This is a genomic window from Clostridium luticellarii, assembly GCF_002995845.1.
Taxonomy (GTDB): Bacteria; Bacillota; Clostridia; order Clostridiales; family Clostridiaceae; genus Clostridium_B; species Clostridium_B luticellarii.
This window is the reverse complement of sequence record NZ_PVXP01000044.1, coordinates 1-18,195: the sequence shown is the minus strand read 5'-3', so window position 1 is coordinate 18,195 and position 18,195 is coordinate 1. Positions and strand designations below refer to the sequence as shown.

17 protein-coding genes are annotated in these 18,195 nt (G+C 35.9%); 3 read left to right on the top strand and 14 right to left on the bottom strand.

What is annotated here, in order from left to right; genetic code table 11:
- Positions 1-2: 2 nt before the first annotated feature.
- A complete protein-coding gene (locus CLLU_RS12895; protein WP_106010192.1) occupies positions 3-1,106 on the bottom strand; it encodes an FIST signal transduction protein in 1,104 nt (367 codons plus the stop codon).
- A 256-nt stretch (positions 1,107-1,362) separates the two neighbouring features.
- On the opposite strand from CLLU_RS12895, the gene CLLU_RS12890 reads away from it, so the two are divergent.
- Positions 1,363-1,569, top strand: a complete 207-nt coding sequence (locus CLLU_RS12890; RefSeq protein ID WP_106010207.1) for a TOBE domain-containing protein — start codon at positions 1,363-1,365, stop codon at positions 1,567-1,569.
- A 61-nt stretch (positions 1,570-1,630) separates the two neighbouring features.
- Here the strand turns inward: CLLU_RS12890 and CLLU_RS12885 are convergent, their stop codons facing one another.
- Positions 1,631-2,320: a response regulator transcription factor gene (locus tag CLLU_RS12885; RefSeq protein WP_106010191.1), complete on the bottom strand. Its 690-nt coding sequence runs from the start codon at positions 2,318-2,320 to the stop codon at positions 1,631-1,633.
- Positions 2,320-3,702 (bottom strand): sensor histidine kinase, encoded by a 1,383-nt coding sequence (locus tag CLLU_RS12880; RefSeq protein WP_106010190.1) that lies wholly within the window; start codon positions 3,700-3,702, stop codon positions 2,320-2,322. Before CLLU_RS12880 ends, CLLU_RS12885 begins: the two co-directional genes overlap by 1 nt.
- Positions 3,703-3,893: 191 nt before the next feature.
- On the opposite strand from CLLU_RS12880, the gene CLLU_RS12875 reads away from it, so the two are divergent.
- Positions 3,894-4,190, top strand: coding sequence for a hypothetical protein (locus tag CLLU_RS12875; RefSeq protein ID WP_106010189.1), 297 nt, complete (start codon positions 3,894-3,896; stop codon positions 4,188-4,190).
- Positions 4,191-4,256: 66 nt separating this feature from the next.
- Here the strand turns inward: CLLU_RS12875 and CLLU_RS12870 are convergent, their stop codons facing one another.
- Positions 4,257-5,468 carry an MFS transporter gene (locus tag CLLU_RS12870; protein ID WP_106010188.1) on the bottom strand — a complete coding sequence of 404 codons (1,212 nt, stop codon included), beginning with the start codon at positions 5,466-5,468 and terminating at the stop codon, positions 4,257-4,259.
- A gap of 260 nt (positions 5,469-5,728) precedes the next feature.
- On the opposite strand from CLLU_RS12870, the gene CLLU_RS12865 reads away from it, so the two are divergent.
- Complete coding sequence (locus tag CLLU_RS12865) at positions 5,729-6,343, top strand: hypothetical protein (RefSeq protein WP_106010187.1); 615 nt, start codon at positions 5,729-5,731, stop codon at positions 6,341-6,343.
- On the opposite strand, the gene CLLU_RS12860 is transcribed toward CLLU_RS12865, so the two are convergent.
- From CLLU_RS12860 to nifH, 10 genes are all read right to left on the bottom strand, one after another.
- Positions 6,344-7,027: an MFS transporter gene (locus tag CLLU_RS12860; RefSeq protein ID WP_242977617.1), complete on the bottom strand. Its 684-nt coding sequence runs from the start codon at positions 7,025-7,027 to the stop codon at positions 6,344-6,346.
- Between the two features lie 119 nt (positions 7,028-7,146).
- Complete coding sequence (locus CLLU_RS12855) at positions 7,147-7,944, bottom strand: homocitrate synthase (protein WP_106010186.1); 798 nt, start codon at positions 7,942-7,944, stop codon at positions 7,147-7,149.
- A gap of 30 nt (positions 7,945-7,974) precedes the next feature.
- Entirely contained in the window at positions 7,975-9,009 is a 1,035-nt protein-coding gene (locus CLLU_RS12850; protein ID WP_106010185.1) for a homocitrate synthase/isopropylmalate synthase family protein, read from the bottom strand.
- A gap of 45 nt (positions 9,010-9,054) precedes the next feature.
- Positions 9,055-11,748 (bottom strand): nitrogenase cofactor biosynthesis protein NifB, encoded by a 2,694-nt coding sequence (gene nifB, locus CLLU_RS12845; protein ID WP_106010206.1) that lies wholly within the window; start codon positions 11,746-11,748, stop codon positions 9,055-9,057.
- Between the two features lie 22 nt (positions 11,749-11,770).
- Positions 11,771-13,129 (bottom strand): nitrogenase iron-molybdenum cofactor biosynthesis protein NifE, encoded by a 1,359-nt coding sequence (gene nifE, locus CLLU_RS12840; RefSeq protein WP_106010184.1) that lies wholly within the window; start codon positions 13,127-13,129, stop codon positions 11,771-11,773.
- 93 nt (positions 13,130-13,222) lie between these two features.
- Positions 13,223-14,584: a nitrogenase component 1 gene (locus CLLU_RS12835; RefSeq protein WP_106010183.1), complete on the bottom strand. Its 1,362-nt coding sequence runs from the start codon at positions 14,582-14,584 to the stop codon at positions 13,223-13,225.
- Complete coding sequence (gene nifD / locus CLLU_RS12830) at positions 14,584-16,212, bottom strand: nitrogenase molybdenum-iron protein alpha chain (protein ID WP_106010182.1); 1,629 nt, start codon at positions 16,210-16,212, stop codon at positions 14,584-14,586. The genes CLLU_RS12835 and nifD overlap by 1 nt, the downstream gene beginning before the upstream one ends.
- A 23-nt stretch (positions 16,213-16,235) precedes the next feature.
- Entirely contained in the window at positions 16,236-16,628 is a 393-nt protein-coding gene (locus CLLU_RS12825) for a P-II family nitrogen regulator (protein ID WP_106010181.1), read from the bottom strand.
- Positions 16,629-16,640: 12 nt separating this feature from the next.
- Entirely contained in the window at positions 16,641-16,967 is a 327-nt protein-coding gene (locus CLLU_RS12820; protein ID WP_106010180.1) for a P-II family nitrogen regulator, read from the bottom strand.
- 154 nt (positions 16,968-17,121) lie between these two features.
- Entirely contained in the window at positions 17,122-17,940 is an 819-nt protein-coding gene (gene nifH / locus CLLU_RS12815) for a nitrogenase iron protein (RefSeq protein ID WP_106010179.1), read from the bottom strand.
- Positions 17,941-18,195: the final 255 nt, after the last annotated feature.

Here is an 18,195-nt window from a genome sequence, read left to right as displayed (position 1 = left end):
ATTTATTCAAAAGCACACAATACCATAGTCTGGTTAAAATGCTGATCATTCATCTGTTCACCATAACTGGAATATCCAATATAATTTCCAAGTTCACCCAGTTTCCTTGAAAAATCTCCAGCAAAATTTTCCTTTTCAAATATGGCTGTCCTGGCCATACAATTTATCACCAGTGAACAGGATATATGTTCAAAATCACTCAATATTTTAGAAATAGTAGAATTGAGCACCTTTTTGTAATCTTCCCGTTCCAATAAAAGTACCTGACAGTTTGTATACACCCTGCTGAAATAGGAAACGGATTTATTGTCTATTACCTTACTGCTGGTGGATATGTACACATTATTTCCAACTACTCTTCCAAGAGGATGATACAAAAAGAGCAGTGATTCAAGCTCATTTACAGGTACATTCAGGGCATCTGCAAGTATTTCCGCCGCCGGCTTTCCATCAAGTTCATGGACTATGCGATTTTTTAAATCAACCCTGGTGGCTGTAAAGATCTTTCCAGTACTTTTAAATATATTTTCCCTGTAAATTTTAACTCTGCCACCTAAATTTTTAATTAATACAAACACACATTCATTATCATATATTTCTCCATTGAGTCCCACATATGTGGTCCCAGGCTGCTGACTGGCTGCCGAACTCCCTCCAGCCAAGGGTATGTTATATGATTTCAGTACAGAAGTTATAGTGGACAGTACCTTTTCCTCACTGTTGGCAGTGCCTATACAGAACTCAAAGCATATTGTATTTTCAGTATTTTCAAACTTATCCAGGGCTTTCTGCATGTTCCCGACATACTTTATGGGATACTTGTTTACATTTTTAATTATACCTGCATGGCATTCTATTCCATCTTCAAAATCCATTACGAGAAGAGCTCCGCTGGTAAATCCATATTTGCAAATTTCACGATGTGCAGAATTTCCTATTATTATGCAATTATTAAATTTTTTCTGCAGCATTTTCGAAAATGGTTTGAATCTATCCTCGCTGGTGTAATAAATCAGTAATTTAGGTTTTATAAAATCTTTTGTGGCTTCTTCAAATGCTTCCTCCAAATTATCTGAAAACCCTCTCCCAACCTTGACATCAATCATCGTACTTCTCCTTTTAGAAATATTAATATAACAAATCTATATTATATCCATCGTTATAAAAATTCTAATCTTTATTATTACAACAACATATTATAAACATAAAAATTACAAAAATGCTGGCTTACTGATGATTTTTTTGATAAAATATTACTAACAGATAATATTTATCAAATTTTATTAATTCTAGTATAATTAAGCCTTAATAGGAAAAATCTATAAATATAAAAATAAACATATAGGAGGAATGGATATAATTATGAAAATCAGTGCAAGAAATCAATTAAAGGGAAAAGTAACCGAAATCAAAGAGGGAGCTGTAAATGGTGAAGTTATAATAGACATAGGAAATGGGAACAAAATATGTTCCATTATAACAATGGATGCTATAAAAAGCCTGGGACTTAAGGTAGGCACTGAAGCTACAGCAGTAATCAAAGCTTCAAATGTAATGTTGATGGCTTAAGTGGCTCATAACTTCAAGGGGTTTAAATAAACATCCCGTAAACTCCTTGAAGTCTTATATATTACGAATCTTTCTGCACACCAAATTTATAGCCTATCTTAATAACAGTAATTATGTATTTAGGTGATTTACTGTCATCTTCTATTTTTTTTCTCAAATTTTTAATATGGGCATCTATAGTTCTATCGGAACCTTCAAAATCAATACCATATATATTTTGAATGAGTTGTTCCCTTGATAAGACTTTGCCTTCATTTGACGCAAGAGTATATAAAAGTTCAAATTCATTGGGAGTTAAAATTATATCTTCTCCTTTTACCTGTACGCTTCTTTTTTCCCTGTCAATTTTGAGTCTTCCATTATCATATGAAAATATTGTTGATTTACTGTAATTCATTCTTCTAAACAGTGCATTTACTCTTGCTGTCAATTCTCTCGGACTCAATGGCTTAGTGAGATATTCATCCGCTCCCATATTAAGGCCCTGAATTTTATTCCTCAATTCCACCTTTGCAGTAAGCATAAATATATGCACCTTAGATGTTTCTCTTATAATTCTGCACACATCTTCACCATCAATATCAGGAAGCATCAAATCCAATATGACAAGCTGAAAATCCACCTTGTTAAACAAATCAAGTCCCTCATATCCTTTAGCCGCACAATATACTCTATATCCTTCTCTCTCAAGGTAAGCTTTAATTACTTCAAGCACTCTCACCTCATCTTCGATTATCAAAATATTATTCATTACATATTCTCCTTGTATCTATTAAAATATAATATAAATGATGTGCCCATGCCATAAACACTTTCAACGTCAATAACTGCAGAATGAAGAGCAAGTATCTTTTTTACAATAGTCAGTCCTATTCCACTTCCTTCCGTCTCGTGCCGGCTTCTATCTCCTCTGTACAATCTTTCAAAAATATAGGGCAGATCCTCTTTTTTTATACCTATACCATTATCTTTAACTTTGACTATAACCCTATTTTTATCTGCATTCAGGTAAATACACACAGCTCCACCAGGTTCCGTGAACTTAATAGAATTAGTCAGTAAATTTATGAAAACCTGTTTCAGCTTATCTTCATCTCCCATTATCTCAAAATTTTTACCTTCTTCAATATTTAAATCAAATTTGATATTTTTATTTTTAAAATCAATGGAAAACTTATTGCTTACAGATAAAACTAATTTATCTAAAAATAATTTCTTCATATTCAGATTTAACTTTTCATCCTCGAACTGCTTTAAAACATTCAGGTTGTTCAACAATTTTCCAAATCTTATCACTTCATCATTTAAATAATTCAACCGCTCCCCATTCACTGGAAATATACCGTCAATCATTGCCTCCAAGTTATTCTGGAGAATATTAAGCGGAGTCCTTATTTCATGAGAAATATCAGAGACAAGCCTTTTTCTGATTTGATCCTGTTCTTTTAGTTTCTTACCCAGTATATTTATACTTCTAGTCAGATTATCAAGCTCTTTTATATTACTTTTTATACTTGACTTAGAATCATAGTCTCCATTGGAGAGTCTGACAGATGTATTTGAAACCGATTTAATGGGGTCAGAAAATTGTTTCGATATAATTATACTTATGATAACCGCTATCACAATTGCTATTACTATACTTATCAGTATACTTCTATTTATTGCCGTTTTAAAATTTATGTCCTGCTGGGTCAGAAGTATTGGGAAATACTGTCCAATCAGCACATAACCTACAATTTTTTTATTATATTTAATTTCAAATAATTTTGACTTATAAACTCCCGGATTGTTATAAACTCTTTGCATCATCATATGGGAATTTTCTTTTATATCATCTGGATTCATACCCCAGATAACATTTTTGTTAGTATCTAAAAGGGTTAAGCAATAATTGCTCATATAGGCCTCATGCATAATTTCCTTTCCAGAATTTATAGTCCATTTTTTATCTTTTTTATATATTTGCTGAAAATAATCCACAATTCTACTATTCCTTTGATTCTGAGTATCTATTACATAATTGTTGAAAGTTCTATTGACCGTTAAATTAACTAAAAATGCCAGCAAAATAACTGCAATAACTGAACAAAAAATAATTATTATACTCAACTTTTTCCTGATACTCTGCAAAAATATTACCTCCACTCATACAATTGATTATACGTTTTTATATAGACTTTATCAAAATTATTTTATTTGATAAATATGTAGATATTATGTAAAAATTAAAATTTAGCTGTATTTTAATTTCTTCATAACATCTACACAAAAATATCGTATTATAAAACAAAATAATTATTAAATAGGTGAGGAGAATTTATATGAATTGTCATGGAAATAATTCAAATGAAACCAATAGCACAAGTCACAGCGGAATAGGCCATATGCTTATGATGATTCTCTGCTGTGCCATTCCATTAGCTTTAGTTTCAATTTTGCCTTTTCTGGGAATAGCACCAAGATTTAAAATTCTGCTTGCATCAATAGCTCCATTTATATGTCCTATAATGATGTTTTTAATGATACCAATGATGCTTATGCATTCCAAAAAAAATAAAACTCACAATAAGATAGATGATACTGCTAATCACATTGATGTTAAAAAAATAAGTGATTAAATATTAAAACAGGAATATTTACAGATTTGTGCAAATAAGAAGAAAAGCATTTATTGAGTCTTCATCTCAACAAATGCTTTCTTTCTTATAGTATATACTGGAAAAGTTTTTAGTTCGTTTCTTCAAATAATATATTATCAAGAAAGCAGCAAAAGAAAAGAATGCACCAAACACGCCCAAATATGTAAAACCAACATGTGCAACAACAAAGCTTCCAGTTAGTGATCCAAGTGAAATACCAAAATTAAATGCAACTGGGCTTATTGAAGAAGCCAAGTTGACCGAGACCGGATAATAAAAAGTAGCAGTATCCAGAAAATAAATTTGAACCGGTGAATTCATAAGATACATTACCACTCCTAGAGCAAATATATCTGATAATCCTGCAGGAACAAACAAAAAGGATATTGGCAGCAGCACAAGTAGAATGGTCTGGAGTATAAATACTAAATGTAGTTTTTTCATGCCATTGGATGCTGCAATTTTCCCGGAGATCAGATTACTTACAATTGAACATATACCGAATACAAGTAACAGTATACCAATATATTTTTGATCTATGTTCAACTTTGTTTCAAAAATTGGTGTCAAATATGTATAAAATACATAGGTTGCGGCTGCTCCAAACATTGGGATCAGAAAACCAAGTTGAATACGTCTATCTTTTATCAATAAAAGCTGCTGCATCATGTTTGACTTTTGACTGACACATTGTTTAGGCAAGCTGCGTGCCAAAAAAAATGTAACAAAACCACTTACAAGGCAAATAGCAAAGAAAACAGAGTGCCAGCCTAATAAATGGCTCATAAATGTTCCTGCCGGTACACCCACAATTGAAGCTATACTGAAACCAGAAAATATCCAGGCAACAACCTTTCCACGATTTTCTGGAATAGCCACATCACTGCTAAAGGTCATTGACAATGAAATTATAGTACCTGAAACAACAGCAGTTAAAATTCTCGAAATTACCAAAAGACTGTAAGAGGGCGTCACTGCACTTATAAAGTTTCCCAAAATAAATATTATATTCATCAGCAATAAAAGTTTATACCGGTTTATATTGCTTGTACACGCTGTAACTATTGGTGTTCCAACTGCATAAGTAAGAGCAAATATAGATACAATGGTCCCGGCTACAGACAGAGAAACACTTAAATCTCGTGAAATATCCGGCAGGATGCCTATAACAATAAATTCACTGGTTCCTAAAATGAAGCTAAGCAAAATGAGTGCTATAACACTTGGAGTAAAAATATGATTTTTCTTATACATCATATAGTTCCTTTCTCATCAGTATGCATGATCTTAATTATAATAAAATATACATTAGATATTATATTTCCTGCACAAATTTTAATCAATACTTTTTCTTAAATTCAATTACCCACCTAAACGGAATTCAATTTCTAAATTAGTTATGAACTTATCCGATATTTTTGAATAATTATTTCATGAATTGGCAAACTATAAACAAATTTATACGAACGATAATACATTTATAACAAAGTGTAAATATTAACGAGGAGGCAAATGAAATGCTTAAAAAAACTACTGGAATAATTGCCGGGTTGACTGTTTTAATTTTGTTAAATATCAGTCCCACGGCGGTTCATGCCATATCACCCGGCAATACATCCGTGATGGTCCAAACTACGTTGAAAAACAGTAAAAAACATAATCACCCTGATTATAAGTCCCGCCTTGATCAACTAGTAAAAGATAGTAAAATAACAAAAAACCAGGAAGATGCAGTGCTAGATTCAATAAAACCTGATGATTTCCATAAATTTATGAAAAAGAAGCATAAGTGCTCCAAAAATAGATTGGATAATCTGGTTAAAAACGGTACAATAACCAAGGAACAAGAGACTGCCGTAAAAAAGCTATTTTCAATCTCCAAAAAACAAGGGAAAAATTTCAGATATTCTTTCAACAGTGGTTTGAATGAATTAGTAAATAAGGGAATTTTAAGTAAAGGTCAAAAAAATGCTGTACAAAATTTACTTATCTCCTGTAGGAAAGAACATATAAGCAATATGACTGAATTTTTCAGGAACAGATTAGATGCTCTAGTAAAAAAAGGAACAATTACCCAAAAGCAGGAAGAATCCATAATAAAAGATCTCACAGCTTTTAGGCATGCCTCATAGTTATGCTTCACCTTGTTTTTCCCATTTTGGTGCAGTTCCTCTTAAATATGACATGAAAGCTGCAATGAGACTAAATACGAATGAAATTGTAAAAGCTGTTCTGAGCCCTCTTATAAACTGAGTTGAAGCTATGTCATTTGAAGAAACATGAGAATGTACAAATAATGCCTGCATAGCTGAAGGTGATATGCTTGAGGATATTATTGCCATCGATATGGCAATACTGAGTACCATGCCTGCATTCATGAACATGGTCCTTACACCTGCCGCAATTCCCCTCTTGTCCTCAGGCACATTTGCCATTATAGAGCTTGTATTTGGAGAGAAGAACATCCCTGAGCCTATTCCGGTAAATACCATGCACACAACCAGGTAAACCGTGGAAGATGCTGTATTTATCTCCATGAATCCAAGTAGTCCTGCAGCAGATATGAGAAGCCCTATGGAACTTAAAATTCTTGCACCATATTTGTCACACAGCATACCGCTTATAGGGGATACGGCCATCATCGCCACTGCAAAAGGACATAAAAGTATACCTGCCCTAATCGGGTCAATACCTCTGTCACCCTCGAAATAGAATATTAAGAGAAAAGTGACGGCTCCTCTAGCAATACCGTTTAAGAGCGTACTAATATACGCAAAAGAGAGAAGCCTTGTTTTTAAGAGAGTCATGTCCAGCATAGGAAATCTTGTATGATTCTCAATATAGGTAAACAATCCTATAAGTATTGCTGCAATTGCAAACAGTTATTCCCATAAAAAACAGCAGGTCATTAAGCCCACTGTTTTTCGCCTTATATCTACATTATTCCTTTTATTTCCTTTTCCACACTGAGCAGATTATTAAAATTTGCAGATAGCAAATTATCTCCTTCAATTACATTCAACACCTGCATAAATTTCAGAAAATCACAGTTCCCAGCTCTTTCACCTATTCCGGATATAGTACAGTCCACAAATTTAGCCCCCGCCTCAGCTGCTCCGAGAGAATTTGAAAGAGCCATCCCAAAATCATCATGGGCGTGTATTTCAATTTCCACAGGTACTTCCTGCATCAATTTTTTTACACTGTAGAATACCCTCCTGGGATAAGATATTCCAACTGTGTCTGAATATCTCACCCTTTTAATTCCCATTTCAGAAACAGCACTACAGAATTCAATTAAAAAATTTATATCCGATCTGCTGGCATCCTCCATCCCTATGGTGACTTCAAAGCCTCTGTCAAGGGCATAGGCAGCACACCTTTTTACTCTGTCCAAAACCCATTTCTTATCTTTTCCCAGTTTTGAACTAATCTGCAGATCAGATGTCGGAATAGATATATGAATTATATCAACATTGCAATCTATGGATGCATCTATATCCTTGATATTTGCCCTGTTCCATGAAGATATCCTGCTTTTTAATCCCAAACCTGCAATTCTTTTAATGCTTTCCTTCTCATATCCGCCCATAGCCGGACAGCCCGCTTCTATTTGATAAATTCCCATGTCATCGATAAGTTTTGCAATTCTCACTTTTTCATTTACTCCAAAAGCTATACCAGCTTTTTGCTCGCCGTCTCTTAAAGTAGTATCAACTATCTTTACATCCACAATCACACCTTCTTTCAGATAAGCTCTACTTCAAGCTGATTTTTTAAAGTCGTTGAACATTTTGAGCAATTCATCATCCAAAATATTTCTCTTGAGTTCAGTACTCACTTTTCTTATTTTATCCAAAAATTTTTCAATATTCACACCCTCATAGTCCACATTGAGTTCTTTCAATTTGACCATGACAGCCTTTTTACCCGAATGTTTGCCTATATACATGGTTCTCGTTCCACCTATATCACAGGGATTGTAAGGTTCGTAATTTCGAGGATTTTTTTCTATTCCATCCACATGAATTCCCGATTCGTATTTAAAAATATCTTTTCCTATTACAGCTTTCATGGGGGATACTTTTTTATCTGTAAGTTTTTCATAAACTCCCACCGCTTTTGCCAGTAATTTTAAATTACCGTGAAGCTCTCCATTTTTTATGATTTTAAGGGCTAAAACAACTTCCTCCAGGGGTGCCATATTGTAAATTTGTCCATTAAAAGCTGTAGATACAGAGTCCGCTCCGTCGACACAGGCTTCCAGACTGACAGAAGTGGCCATATAATATTTATTGCTTGCACAAAAATCAACATAGACAGAAAATCTGTCCTTTATACCTTCTATAAATCTACTCCAGCCTGATAAATTGTATTTTACCACATCTTTTACTCTAATACACACCACATCCATGCTGTTGAATATCTTATCAGATTCCTCCATAGCAATTTTATCTAAATCCCTGATACTGACTTCAAGCATTATTTTCTTGTCTTTTAATTTTTCCAGAGAATTTTCATCCAAATATCTCAGCTTTTTATAATTTAAAATGACATATTTAAATTTTTGTGCGTCAAATGCATTTTCAAATCTGCATATATATTTGAGTCCTTCTGGCAGTTCCGTGATTTTTTCAACCACTTCCTGGTTTATTTCTATAAAATCCACTCCCAGATCTTTAATAAGCGCAAGAAATTCGGCTGTCAGTTTTAGATCAATGTTTCTATTTGCTTTCACAATTTCAGGCAATGTTCTGTCTATAATGATCTTTCTATGTTTGTCTATTACAATGGACATTTTATACACCCCCTCATTCAATTCACAATTCACAGTTGAAAATTATCAGTTATCAATCTCAGTAATAGACAAAATTTCAGGTTCGGCAGCTTTTTCAAGTTCCTTTGCAGCTTTTACCACCGCCCTGTTTATGGAATCATACATCTCCATAACCTTTATATTCTTCGCCTCCAGCTTTTCTCTGGGATCATCTCCAATTCTCAGCACGATTACTCCATCACAGTCACCTATAGTCCTCATTATTTTAGACATTTTATCTTCCTGATCCAAACAATCATAAATTCCCATACAATACTTATCTACATTTCTTTTTTCCAGAAGTCTTATGCTGCCCTGGTCATAGGAATATATATAAAATTCGTTAGCATGCCCAAAATGCTGATCTATGTTAATGCCCGATTTAGAAGAAATTGCAAACTTATATTTTCCACCCTCAGGGGCAGTTTCTTCAGGCTCATTTTTTTCTACTTTACCGGAGCACTTGCTTATGCAGCCTTCGCAGCCTATATTCCTAAAATCTATAGAGTGATCCTCCGACAGAGTTCCTATGGCATCTGCCCTGCACTGCCTGCAGTGATACATCTGCTTTATATCAACTTCACATTTTTTTCTCATTTCATTCAATTCCACATTTGAAACCAGCGGCAGATCTTCAAATCTGCTTCCCTGTACAGGTATCATCTGCATTATATTTGTCATATATGCCCCGCACTCTTTTACCTTTTTTATAACTTCCACTATGTGATTGTCATTTATACCCTTGAGCATAACTGTATTTACTTTGCATACTATGCCTTTCGAGCAGAGATACTTGAGCCCTGCGAGCTGGTTGTTTAAAAGTATTTCAGCTCCCTCTTCCCCTGTATATTTATGTCCTAAATAATTGACTTCCCTGTATATTTTTGCCCCTATTTTCTTGTCTACAGCATTTATCGTAACTGTAACATGCGACACTCCAAGCTCTATCAGCTGATTTACATAGAAAGGAAGCATAAGCCCGTTGGTTGAAAGACAGAAAGTTGTCTCAGGAGAATACTGTCTTATGAGTTCAAGAGATTTTTTCACTTCATCAAAGTTTGCAAGAGCATCTCCAGGTCCTGCTATTCCCACCACAGTCAGGTTTTTAATCTTGCTTTTCACCGCCTTGAATTTTTGAAGGGCTTCCTCAGGACTAAGCACCCCGCTTGTAACTCCTGGTCTGCTTTCATTTGCACAGTCATATTTTCTGCTGCAGTAATTACAGCTTATATTGCATTTAGGTGCAACAGGTATGTGCATTCTGGCAAATTTATGTGCGTTGTCTCCAAAACACGGATGAGTGCAGGTTTTATCGCCAACTGATTTTTCTTCTTTCTCCATTTTTGCCATAGGTGCATAAAAATCATTATATGCCTTTTCCCTATAAGTATTTTGAGTATGCTCCAGAACTGCATTTGCCACAGAATCTATTAAAAACGAAGAACCCGTGTATCCGGTTATAACCTGTCTCTGACCGCCAACCCTGTCATGTATAGGAAATCCTATCCTTATCAATTTCAGCTTCAGTTTTCCTGCCATCCTCCTTCCATCGGAATTTCCAAGCATCAAATTGATTTTCAGCTTTTCTGCATAACTTTCCATGGTGCCAAAATCCGTATCATCCAAAACTATGGAATCTTCCTTTTGAACTTTAAGTTCCTCCTTGAGTCTGCGGCGAAGTTCAGGATTTTTAGATCCCATTGCAGCCATCTTTATAAGTATCCCATTTTCAAGACAGAGTCTGGCAACTGCATATACAAGCTCCGGCTCGCCATACAGCATCACCCGGGCTTCCCCTGTATACTTATGGTTGTCAATCATGGCATCCAGATATCTTCCTCTCTGAACTACATATTCCTCTGGAATAGGAACTCCAGTCAACTTCGATACCAGGTCGATAAACTGGTTCGTATTTCTAAAGCCAATGGGAATAGGGCATTTATAAAGAGGTACATCGTACTCATTCTGCAAATACATTCCTGGAGACTTTTCATCGGATACGGTAACTCCCATTTCAATAGTGGCTGCTGCTCCAGGCATTTTTTTAATATCCTCTATTTTTGTGCCGCCCTTCGGTATCCTCCTGTATTTGTCATTATGTGCAGAATCGAGGGTATTTGACACATCCGGTAAAATTGTATATCCTATCTTGAAATCATCAAGTATTCTCTTTATATTTCTCACATCTCCCGGATTCAGGTTGGCACATATTATATTCAATTTACCTGTACTTTCAGATTTCTCACAGACTTGTTCAACAATACTCCTCAGTGCCGTATAGTATCCCTCGGCCTGAGTGGCTCCATATCCTGGAGTTGAAGCAGTTATTATTTTTATATGCTTTATCTTTTCATTATCCTTTTCTTCTTCATAAAATTCTTCTACAATTCTTTTTGTATCTTCTCCTATAGTCTCCGCAAGACAGGTTGTCATTACACCAATAGTAGTGGGCTCGTACATCTTAATCATATTTCTAAGACCTTTTTTAAGATTTTTGGTACCTCCATACACAGTGCCTTGTTCGGTAAGAGCAGATGATGCTATATCAACAGGTTCATTATAATGAGTTGCCATATGTCTTCTTATATAAGTACTGCAGCCTTGAGAGCCATGTAAAATAACCATGTTGTTTTCTATTCCCTTAAAAGCCATTACTCCTCCCATGGGCATGCACATTTTACACGGATTTACATCCACATTGACCAGTTTTTTATTACCCATTCCAATCATCTCCTCAAATTTTTTATACATAGTCCCAAACAGGGCTGTTTACAGTTAAATCTATCTCTTTTGCAAAATTTATAGCACCCTGAAATCCCCCAAGTATGTGCTTTCTCTCATGATTATGATCGCAAAATGCAACTCCCAGCTTATATGCAAGAGGCCTCTCTTTGACGCCGCCTACAAGTACATCTGCTCCCTTTTCCACCATGAATTTCTCAAGTTCATAGGGATTTGCATCATCAAGTATTACTGTTCCATCTTTTGTAATCTGCCTTATTATTTCATAGTCCTCAGGTTTTCCAGTCTGTGTTCCCACCATTACAGTTTCCATTCCCAGATCCCTGAACTGCTTTATAAGAGATATGGCCTTATAACCTCCGCCTACATATATAGCTGCTTTTTTACCCTTAAGTCTGCCCCTGTAATAATCAAGCTCCGGCTGTATTTTTTCACTTTCAGCCTTTATAAGTTCCCGAGCTCTTTCTACAGTTTCCTCATCTCCCACAATATTTGCAACCTGAAGTAGTGAATTTTCAGTATCTTCAAGTCCCACGAAGCTTGTTTTTATAAATGGAATATCATATAATTCCTCCATCTGCTTGGCCAGATATCCCATGGAACCGGCACATTGAACTATATTGAGCTTTGCCTCAGGTGCCTTGACTATTTCGTCAACTTTTCCATCACCTGTAAGTTTTGAAACAATATCAATGCCTATTCTCTTTAAATAATTTTCCACTACCCAGACTTCTCCTGCCAGATTGAAATCCCCAAGATAGTTTATTCCGCTCACTTTCTTATCACTTTTTTTATCTCCTATGAGCTTCAATATAGCATTACAGGCAGCTCTGTAACCTGTGGATTTATTCCCTGAAAATCCTGGCGACTTTACAGGTATTACCCTTATTCCATATTTTTCTTCAGCACTTCTACAGACTGCATCTATGTCATCACCTATAACTCCCACTATGCAGGTGGCATATATGAAAATAACCTTGGGATGAAATTTTTTAACTATCTCATCAACAGCTTCCCTCAGCTTTTTTTCTCCTCCAAATATGACATCTGTCTCACTTAAATCCGTTGAAAAACTGTTTCTGAACAATTCCGAGCCACTAGACAAGCTGCCCCTCAGGTCCCAGGTATAAGCTGCGCACCCTATTGGTCCATGTATTAAATGGAAGGCATCTGTTATAGGATTTAGTACTACTCTTGCGCCACAGTACACACAGGCTCTCTGGCTAACTGCACCGGAAACACTGTTTTCTTCGCATCTGATCTTTGAATTCTTATTTTTGGAGTTGTAACATACAAATTCTCTTCTATCTTCTATAATTTCAGCTTTCTCGGCTTCCAATCTCAACTGAATATTTTCCATAAAGATCCCCTCCATTAAATAAAAAGTACTTATAATATCAAGTTTGGATTCAAGGTGATGCCTGAATCCAAACCAGTCTTTAATTCATATGATTTATCGTACTACTTCAAAATCCTCCTCTTTACACTCTCTGTCATCCTTGTCGAGCATTGCATCACACATTCTCCTTACCAAATCTATGGCACCGGAGTAGCCCACTTTAGGAGTGTACTGATGTCCATACCTGTCCATTACAGGAAATCCAAATCTGACAAACGGAATGTCTTCTGCTCTGGCAATAAATTTTCCATAGGTATTGGATATCAAAAGATCCACGCCTTCATTTTTTATAAGCTGATGCATCTCAAAGAAATCACTATTAGCTTTTACAATTCCCTCTATACCGGCTTCATCCATAATGGCTTTGATCTTTTTCTCAAATAATGCTCCAGGAGTACCTGTTATTACATATTTGGGGGTCATTCCCAGGGTTATTAAAAATTGAACTAGTGGAATTACAACATCTGGATCTCCAACTACAGCTGCCTTTTTACCGTTGAAGTATTGAGCACAGTCAAGGATTAAATCAAGAAGCTGACCTCTTTCTTCCTCAATTTCTTCAGACACAGGCTTTCCCGTAATTTTAGCTAATGTCATAATCAAATCATCCATTGCATCAATTCCAATGGGAACCTCTAATGTTTTGAAGGGAACTTTGCATTTAGTCTCCAATTTCTTGGCTGCATCTTCTGAAGAATAGCTCCCAAAAGCTATAGTCATATCCGAATTTCCAGCATCTATTATATCTTTAACCCTGGTACCGCCTTCAGGAAATACTTTATAGTCGCCTGTATTTGGTGCATCAAGCACTCCATTGGTATCAGGAAATATTATATATGGGATATCCATAAGTCTGAATATTCTTTTCATCTCTTTCATGTCAGCAGGTCCTACAAAGCCAGGAATTATATTAAATTTCCCATTTTTCTTTCCACTGTTTACCGAAAGATACTGCACCATACTTCTTACCATGTTTGAAAATCCGGTGACATGTGATCCCACGTAACTTGGCGTATTTGTATGAATAACCAGCTTTCCTTCCGGTATTTCCATGTCCCTTATATAAGTAGGAAGATCATCTCCTATGGTTTCAGAAAGACATGTGGTGTGGATGGCTATTATATCTGGATTGTACATTGCAAATATATTCTTAACAGCTGTCTTTACATTTGAACCACCGCCAAACACACAGGCACCTTCAGTAAATGAACTCGAGGAAGCCAATGCCGGCTCTTTGAAATGTCTTGAAAGCACCGTCCTGTGATAAGAACAGCATCCCTGGGAACCGTGGCTGTGCGGCAGGCAATTGTGAATTCCAAGGGCTGCATACATTGCTCCCACTGGCTGGCAGGTTTTGGCTGGATTTATTCTCAAAGCTTTTCTTTTTACTAATTGTTTTGGTGTTGCATCTAACATTATTTTTCACCTCCTGAAACTGCTGCTTCATCCGACAATTTTCCCTCTATTAAAGGTTGTTTTTTCCAGGGCGGAGTCAAATACTTCCATGCCGGAGTATAAACTCCCCTTGCCAGTTCTCTGGCAAATACAACTGCACCTTTAAATCCTGCATAAGGTCCTGTATAGTCATAGGAGTGAAGCTGCCTTGACAACACTCCCATTTTTTCAATTACATACTTCTCCTTTATTCCTGTCAGAAACATATCAGGATGGAGTTCTCTTATGAATTTTTCCATTTCGTGGGCATTTAAATCGTCTATTATCACCGTATCATTATCCATTTCCTTTTCCAATCCGCCGTAATAGGATACCGGCACACCTTCTTTTCTAAGAGCTTCTGCTCTTTCCTTTGGTACTATAACACGATATTTTTCTTTATCCGGCTCTACAGTTATTTCAGGAATATTCTTGCTGTCCGCATCAACTTTTATAGTTGGAATAACTTCACTTCCTTCATAATCGTCACGATGTCCGAACTCATGGCCTGCAAGAATGGTTTTTACACCAAGATCCTTTAGCAGTACCTGATACGTCTGGGCTCTTGAGCCACCTACATATAAACAAGCCAACTTGCCTTTTAATCTCTCTTTATAGTAATCTATGTCTGTTTCAATTTCAGCAAGTTCTTCTGCAATGACCTCTTCTGTTTTTTTATACAGATATGGATCATCAAAGACTTTTGCCAGCTCCCTCAGGGTATCAATTGTTCCCTTTATGCCTATAAAATTGCATTTGATCCATGGTATACCATACTTGGTCTGCATCATACCTGCTATATAGTTGATTGATCTATAACACTGCACCAGATTCACATCTGCAAGATTGGCATTTTGAATGTGCTCATAACTTGCATCTCCTGTAAGAGCTGTAATCACATTATAGCCTATTTTCTCAAGAATTCTTTCAATTTCCCAGGAATCCCCGCCTATATTGTATTCTCCCAGTATATTTACTGAATACTTTTTATGCTGGCCGTTTCCTTTTCCTATTATTTCACTCATAACCGTATTGTTTGCTATATGGTGACCTGCAGATTGTGTTACACCTTTATAACCTTCACAGTTAAAGGCAAGAACATCAATTCCATAGAGTTTCGAGGCTTCCCGTGCTACTGCATTTATATCATCACCTATAAGTCCAACAGGACATGTTGCATATACACCTATGGCCTTGGGATGAAAAATTTCAACTGCTTCCTTTATTGCATTTTTTAATTTGTCAACTCCGCCAAAGACTATATTTTTTTCCTCCATATCGGTAGAAAAAACATATTCATTAAAATTTTGTCCACCTTCTTCAGCTTTTGACTTGAATCTTCTTCCGCCCCAGGTATAAAAACAGCACCCTATAGGTCCATGGGTTATGTGTACCATATCCTTTATAGGTCCCATGACAACACCCTTACAGCCGGCATAGCAGCATCCTCTGGCTGTAATCACCCCTGGTATAGTCCTTACATTAGCTGCGATGACCGGATTTGGGGATTCTTCTGTCTTTATGACAATATGCTCTTTTCTCTTTTTGTAGGTTTTAGCCGGATATGGTTCCAAAACCTCATTTACCACTTTATCTAATTTTTTTCTCATAAAATCCCATCCTTTCACAAAAATTAAATAGCCGCATCTCCTGCTTCTTCTGTCCTTATTCTAACTATGTCTGTCACTTTTGTTACAAATATTTTTCCATCTCCGGGATTTCCCGTTCTATTAACCTCTATTATAGTATCCACAACTTTTTTTACATCTTCGTCTTTTGCCAATATAATTACCAATCTTTTAGAAATAAGCCTGTGGGTTTCAGATATCTGTTCTGCAATCTTCCTGCCCGATGCTTCCAGTATATCTTTTTCACTGATAAAATCCTGGATCATAGAAAAATCAACTTTTTTCCTTCCCCTGCCAAGCACCTTTTTGCATGTAATAGAAGGAAAACCGATTTTGGCAAGAGCATCTTTTGTCCTGCCTACCATATCCATTCTGATAATCGCCATAATCTCTTTCATGCTGCTTTCCCCCTATAATTCCTTTGTATTTGAACTTATTGTATAGGCCTCTTCTACAGGAGTTACAAATATCTTTCCATCTCCAAAGGCTCCTTTGGTTCCAGTTTTCGCATTTTTAGTGATTATGCTTATAATATCATCCTTGTCCTCATCTTTTATTACTATCAGCAGCATCTGTTTAGGTATTTCATCGTAAAATATTTCTCCGACTTTTACTCCTCTCTGTTTACCCCTGCCTGCCACATCAAACTTGGTCACTGCCGGGAAACCAGCATCACATAATTCCGAAAGTACAATTGAAGCTTTTTCCGGCCTTATAATAGCTTTTACCATTAACATTATTGAACACTCCCCTTTTTCGTGTTAAACTTACATTGTATTAGAATTTAGTCGATTCTGGTACTTTTTTGGGTGTATCCCTCAAATCACCTCAAAATTTAGGGATACACTTTATTATCCTAGTCTTTATAAACTGTATTTTCATATTACGACCTTAATCCATAAGACCATGTTCCATCATTATGGCTTCCAGCTCATCCTGAGCCATCGGTTTTGGTATTACAAACATGTCATTTCCATCTATAGCCTGGGCAAGCGCTCTGTATTCATCCGCCTGCTTGGCTTTTGGATCATACTGTATAACAGTCTGCTTGTTTATCTCTGCTTTTGTAACCTCCGGACTTCTCGGTACGAAATATATCAACTGGCTTCCTAATTTTTTAGCAAATGAATCAAGAAGTTCTCTCTCATTGGCAACCTTTCTGCTGTTGCATATTATACCTCCCAGTCTGACTCCACCTGCGTTTGCAAATTTGCTTATACCTTTTGATATGTTGTTTGCCGCATACATGGCCATCATTTCACCGCTGGCCACTATATATATTTCCTGAGCCTTTCCTTCACGTATAGGCATTGCAAATCCACCACAGACAACATCACCCAGTACATCATAGAAAACATAGTCCAAATCATCCGTATAAGCTCCCAGCTGCTCCAACATATTAATTGAAGTTATAATACCTCTTCCGGCACAGCCGACTCCAGGTTCCGGTCCACCGGATTCAACGCATTTTATGTTTCCAAATCCATTTTTCAATATTGAATCCAGATCTACATCCTCGCCTTCTTCTCTCAGAGTATCCAAAACCGTCTTCTGAGCCAGTCCACCTAAAAGCAATCTAGTTGAATCCGCTTTAGGATCACAACCTACTACCATTATGTGCTTTCCCATTTCTGCTAACCCTGAAGTAAGATTTTGCGTTGTAGTGGATTTTCCAATTCCACCTTTTCCATAAATAGCTACCTGTCTCATTTTACATATCTCCTCGCTTATAAATTTTGGTATAACCAATAGTGCTTTTTAATTTTATAAAAATATAACACAACTTTTTAAAAAAGGCAATAGGAAAATTTATTAATTTATCAAAATATATATATTGTAAATGATAACATCTTAAAATATTAGTATATAAATATATTATTTAATAATTATCCACCTGTATTTGTTAATATAGATACACAAGGTTCAAAGTTTATTCAAGTTATATTTATTTATATCATACTATAC